The sequence below is a fragment of the Nonomuraea sp. NPDC048916 genome (assembly GCF_040649575.1).
GTDB lineage: Bacteria > Actinomycetota > Actinomycetes > Streptosporangiales > Streptosporangiaceae > Nonomuraea.
Genome location: NZ_JBEZFS010000089.1, coordinates 1 through 5,036 on the forward strand (window position 1 = coordinate 1; position 5,036 = coordinate 5,036).

Annotated in this window: 5 protein-coding genes and 1 pseudogene; 2 read left to right on the forward strand and 4 right to left on the reverse strand. The window is 72.9% G+C overall.

The window, feature by feature from the left end; all coding sequences use genetic code 11:
* Positions 1 to 125 (reverse strand): annotated as a pseudogene (locus AB0C16_RS39695) (SDR family oxidoreductase); the annotation flags it as partial.
* A 302-nt stretch (positions 126 to 427) separates the two neighbouring features.
* On the opposite strand from AB0C16_RS39695, the gene AB0C16_RS39700 reads away from it, so the two are divergent.
* Both AB0C16_RS39700 and AB0C16_RS39705 read left to right on the forward strand, forming a co-directional pair.
* Positions 428 to 1,564: a hypothetical protein gene (locus AB0C16_RS39700; RefSeq protein WP_357691256.1), complete on the forward strand. Its 1,137-nt coding sequence runs from the start codon at positions 428 to 430 to the stop codon at positions 1,562 to 1,564.
* Between the two features lie 25 nt (positions 1,565 to 1,589).
* Positions 1,590 to 2,729: a polyprenyl synthetase family protein gene (locus AB0C16_RS39705; RefSeq protein ID WP_357691258.1), complete on the forward strand. Its 1,140-nt coding sequence runs from the start codon at positions 1,590 to 1,592 to the stop codon at positions 2,727 to 2,729.
* Here the strand turns inward: AB0C16_RS39705 and AB0C16_RS39710 are convergent.
* The 3 genes from AB0C16_RS39710 to AB0C16_RS39720 all read right to left on the reverse strand — a co-directional run.
* Positions 2,713 to 3,378: a response regulator transcription factor gene (locus AB0C16_RS39710; RefSeq protein ID WP_357691260.1), complete on the reverse strand. Its 666-nt coding sequence runs from the start codon at positions 3,376 to 3,378 to the stop codon at positions 2,713 to 2,715. The two genes, AB0C16_RS39705 and AB0C16_RS39710, sit on opposite strands and share 17 nt — an antisense overlap.
* A 43-nt stretch (positions 3,379 to 3,421) precedes the next feature.
* Positions 3,422 to 4,714, reverse strand: coding sequence for a histidine kinase (locus AB0C16_RS39715; RefSeq protein ID WP_357691262.1), 1,293 nt, complete (start codon positions 4,712 to 4,714; stop codon positions 3,422 to 3,424).
* Positions 4,715 to 4,879: 165 nt separating this feature from the next.
* A partial coding sequence (locus tag AB0C16_RS39720) for an SDR family oxidoreductase (protein WP_357691264.1) occupies positions 4,880 to 5,036 on the reverse strand: 157 nt, incomplete at its 5' end.

The following is a 5,036-nucleotide window of genomic DNA, read 5'->3' on the forward strand; positions in this document are numbered from 1 at the left end:
TCGACCGCGGTCCAGCCGCCGTCCACGTAGAGGACCGAGCCGGTGACGAAGCTGGCCGCGTCGCTCGCCAGGTAGACCACGGCCCCGGCCATCTCCTCGGCCCGGGCCCACCGGCCGAGCGCGCTCTTGGCCGCGTAGGCGTCGTACTACGTGGGGTGGGCCTTGATCTGGCTGGTCAGCGGCGTCTCCACCACTCCGTGAGCGACTGGTCTGACCAGTACACCAGGCCCCGGGAGACGGCGGCGGTTCGCGATCGAGGAGTTCACCGTCACCAGGATGCGATCATCCGCCCCTGACTTTGACCAGGCGCATACCGGGTTCCCCCGTGCGGGGGACGGGATTCCCACCGCGGGGGGAGTCGTCCGGGCACGGCCGGGAGGAGCGTGGGAGTGCGAGATTCCATGCACTTCTCACCAAGGGGGCAATCTTGTCATCCTCACCCCTCACTTCGGCCGACCGGCCCGTCCCCTCCATTGCCGAGACATCGGCCATCGCCGGATCACCGGTCTCCGCATCGGGCACCGGTTCGGGATGGGTCGGCTACGCCGCGGCGATCTGGGCCACCGTCTACGGTGTCGTCGCGCTCATCTGGACCATCACTGGCAGCGGATTCCCGTTCGGGCGCGACGACCCGCAAGGCGGGACGGGGCCACTGCGGGACCTGCCGCCCGAGGTCGGCGCGCCCCTCTTCGCGGCGGTCCTGCTCGCCACCGCGGTCGCCTGCCTCGCCATGGCCGGTCCGCACGCGGTACGGCCGTCGCGGGCGGGCCGGGCCGTTCTGCTGAGCTTCGGCTGGGCCGTCGCCATCGCCCTGCTGGTCCTCGTGCCGACCGCGAGCGTCCTCGCCCTCACCGGGTACGCGCCCATGCTCATCCTCGGCGCCCCCTTTGGCTGGCCGCAGGGGATCGACTACGGGACCGTGTTCACCTGGTCGCTGGGCAACCAGGTGTGGTGCTTGCTGGGCGGATTCCTCGTCGCGTTCGCCGTGCTCTCCTGGCAGCGCCGCAGCCGGGACTCCTGCGCCCGCTGCGGTCGCGACCGTGACTTCTCGGGCGCCGACCGCCTGCGGATCGCCGCGTGGGGTCGCCGGGCCACCATCGTCGCCGTCGCCATCCCCCTGCTCTACTCCGTAAGCCGCTACGCCTGGCTGGCGGGCGTACCGCTCGGCATCGGCGACGAGATGCTGAACGACCTGTGGGACAGCGGCGCCGTCTGGGCCGGTGCCGGTCTCGCGACGTTCGCGGTCGTAGGCGCGATCCTCACCCTCGGGCTCGTCCAGCGCTGGGGCGAGGTCTTCCCCCGCTGGATGATCGGCCTGGCCGGCCGCCGCGTCCCGATCAAGCTCGCGGTGATCCCGGCGGCGTACGTGGTCCCCATCGTGATCTCCGGGGGCCTCGGGATCATCTTCGCCCCCGAGGTCGAACATCTCATGGGGGACTACAGCCCGATCCTGGTCGCCACGCACGCGCTGTGGCCACTGTGGGGCGTCGCGCTCGCCGTCGCCACCTACGCGTACCACGTGCGGCGGCGCGGCGCGTGCGGCACCTGCGGACGGCAGGGCTGAGCAGGCCATGCCGAAGGTACCGACCGTGCCGACCATCTGGGCCATCTCCGACAACGCGCTCGCGGCGTGGACGCGGCGGTCGCTCGCCGACGTCGACGACCTGCTGCGCTCCACGCTGCACAGTCCGGACGACCCGTTCCTCACCACCGTGGCCACGCACCTCCTCGCCGCCGGCGGCAAGCGGCTGCGCCCAGCGCTCGTCCTGCTCGCGGCGCGGTTCGGCGACCACAACCATCCGCACGTCGTACGCGCGGCGGCGGCCGTGGAACTCATGCATGTCGCCTCGCTGTACCACGACGACGTCATGGACGAGGCGCCCACGCGACGCGACGTGCCCAGCGTCAACGCCCGCTGGAGCAACCGCGTCGCGATCCTCGCCGGTGACTACCTGGTGGCCAGGGCGGCCGAACTGGCGGCCCCGCTCGGAGCGGACGCCGTGGACGAGCAGGCACGCATGCTGACCAGGCTGGTCACCGGCCAGCTCCGCGAGACCGTGGAGGCCGGCCGCCACCCCCACCCCGAGCGGTACTACATGAGCGTGATCGCCGACAAGACGGCCGCCCTGTTCACGCTCGCCGCCCGGCTCGGCGCGCGGGCCTCGGGGGCGCCCGCCGACGCGACCACGGCCCTCGGCGCCTACGGGGAGGCGCTCGGCATCGCGTTCCAACTCTCCGACGACCTGCTCGACCTCGCCGAACCGGCCGCTGGTACGGGCAAGCCCGCGAACGCCGACCTGCGTGAAGGCGTGGCGACGCTGCCGGTACTGCGGGCCATCCGGCCGCGGATCCGTGGCTTGGGCGTGGGCCGGATCCCGGGCCTGGGCGTGGGCCGGATCCAGGGCTGGGTCCAGGGCTGGAGCGCTGGCCGGAATCGTGCCGAGGAGGGCCGGGACTCGGCGCGGCTGCGGAGGATGCTCGCCGCCGGCCCTATCACCGACGCGCGTGAACGGGCCACCGTCGCCCGGCTGGTTCGGCGATCGCCCGGCTTCGCGCAGACCCGCGCCGAGGCGGAGCGCTACGCGTGCCAGGCCCAGCAGGCCCTTCTCGCCCTGCCTGACGGCCCCGCCCGCGACGCCCTGCACGCGCTGTGCGACCACGTCGCGGGACAGGTCCGGAGTGGCGGGGACGTGCTGGAGGGAGGTCCGGGGGTCAGTGGATGGGGCTGACGAAACCGGAATCGTAGGCGGCGATCACGGCCTGGGTGCGGTCGCGGGCTCCGAGCTTGGCGAGCACGTTGCCGACGTGGGTCTTGACCGTCTCGGCCCCCACCACCAGCCGCGCGGCGATCTCGGCGTTGGACAGGCCGGTGGCCATCAGGCGCAGAACCTCCTCCTCGCGCTCGGTCAGGCGGGCACGGCGGAGCCGGTCGGCGGCCGGCCCGTCGATCCCGCCGCGGTCGTACGCGCCGGCCAGGCGCCGGATCGCCGCCGGGAACACCAGGGACTCCCCGCGTGCCACCACCCGCACCGCTTCCACGACCTCCGGCGGCCGGGTGCGCTTGAGGATGAACCCGCTGGCGCCCGCGCGCAGCGCCTCGTACACGTGGTCGTCGTTCTCGAAGGTCGTGATCACCAGCACGCGCGGCGGTTCGCTCGATGCGCCGAGCAGCCGGCGCGTCGCCTCGATGCCGTCGATCGCGGGCATCCGCACGTCCATGAGGAGCACGTCGGGACGGGTGCGGGCCACCATCGCCATCACCTCGGCACCGTCGGCGGCCTCCCCGACGACCTCCAGGTCGGACTGCGCGTCGATGATCACCCGGAGCCCCACCCGGACCAGTTCCTCGTCGTCGATGATCGCCACCCGAATCGTCACGGCTCCTCCCTTTCCGTAAGCAGTGACCGTGCCCGGACCGCCGTCACGATGCATCTCCCTCCAGTGCCGGCAGCCGAACCGAGACGCGCCAGCGGTCGCCGTCGGGGCCGGTCGCCACCGTGCCGCCGAGCAGCGTGACGCGTTCGCGCATGCCCTTCAGCCCGTGCCCGCCCTCGCGCCGTGGACGGGAGGCGGCTACGGGATTGGACACCTCGATCGTCAGCATGGGCCCGTCCACGGCGACGCGCAGCGTGACCGGAACCGGTCCCGCGTGCCGGAGCACGTTCGTCAGGCTCTCCTGGATGATGCGGTATCCCTCCCGGGACACCAGGGCGGGCAGGTCGTCCACCGAGCCCTCGATCTCGGTGTCCACCTCGACGCCGGTTCCGCGCGAATGCGCCACCAGCCTGTCCAGGTCACCCAGCCCGTGCCGCGGCGCCCCGTCGGCCCGCGCACCGCCTCGCTCGTCGGTCCTGTGACCGGCTCGCTGACGGCCCGGCTCGTCGGCTCGCTCGCCTTCGCGCAGCATGCCGAGCACCTGGTCGAGGTCTTCCGTCGCGGCTCGCCCGGTCTCCTCGATCGCCTGGAGCGCGCCGCGGGCGAACTCCGGGTCGGAGTCCAGGAGCTGCAGCGCGGCGGACGCCTGCAGCATCGTCACGGTCAGTGCGTGCCCGATGGAGTCGTGCAGCTCGCGGGCCAGCCGGTTGCGTTCGGCGAGGCGGGCCGTCCGCGCCTCCAGCGCCGCGATGCGTTCGGCCGGCGAGGGCCCGAGCAGCACCGGCGCCATGACGGCCGCCAGCGCCCCGAGCCCCGCCACGGCGTACAGGACCCCGGCGAGCATGGCCACGCCGAGCAGCGACAGCCACCCGGTGTCGTACTCGTCCAGTGGCCCTATTCGTAGCCCATCCAGCGAGCCTCCCGCGATGCCGAACCACTGGACGACGAACGTCACGCCCATCACCAGGGGAATGAGGATCAGCAGCGCGACGACCCCGCCCGCGACCAGGTGAAGAGCGAACCACAGGGCCGCCCTCAGGCGGGTCTCCCGTGCCTCCCGTCCGGACTCCGCCGTCACGGGTGGATCCGGCAGCGCGACGCCGAGCAGGGCACGCGCGGCCGCGATCTCCAGTGCCCTCGTCCCACGCAGGAACGGCGGCACCACGCCGATCACGACCACGAGGGCGAGCACGAGCACCAGCAGCCCGTAAGGCGCGTCCGGCAGGGTGAACATCTGCACGAGCAAGAACGCCACCAGGAGGTACGGCAGCAGCAGCACCCCGCCGAGCAGCAGGTGGACCCCCCGTCGATAGGTCGCCCCACTCACCAGCGGTCTCACAACGGCGCCAATCCTCACGCCCGCCATTCTCCCGCAGCCCGCCACGTCCCCGACTCGGCCCAGGCGACCAGGGTCAAGGCAGTCGAGTTCAAGAAGCCCGGGACGGCGGTGTCCGCCGCCCGGGCCGGGGATGTGGGGTCAGTTGGGTGGGCCGAACCGTGGGGGTCAGTTGGGCGGGTCGAAGCGGCCGTCGACCGCGGTCCAGCCGCCGTCCACGTAGAGGACCGAGCCGGTGACGAAGCTGGCCGCGTCGCTCGCCAGGTAGACCACGGCCCCGGCCATCTCCTCGGCCCGGGCCCACCGGCCGAGCGCGCTCTTGGCC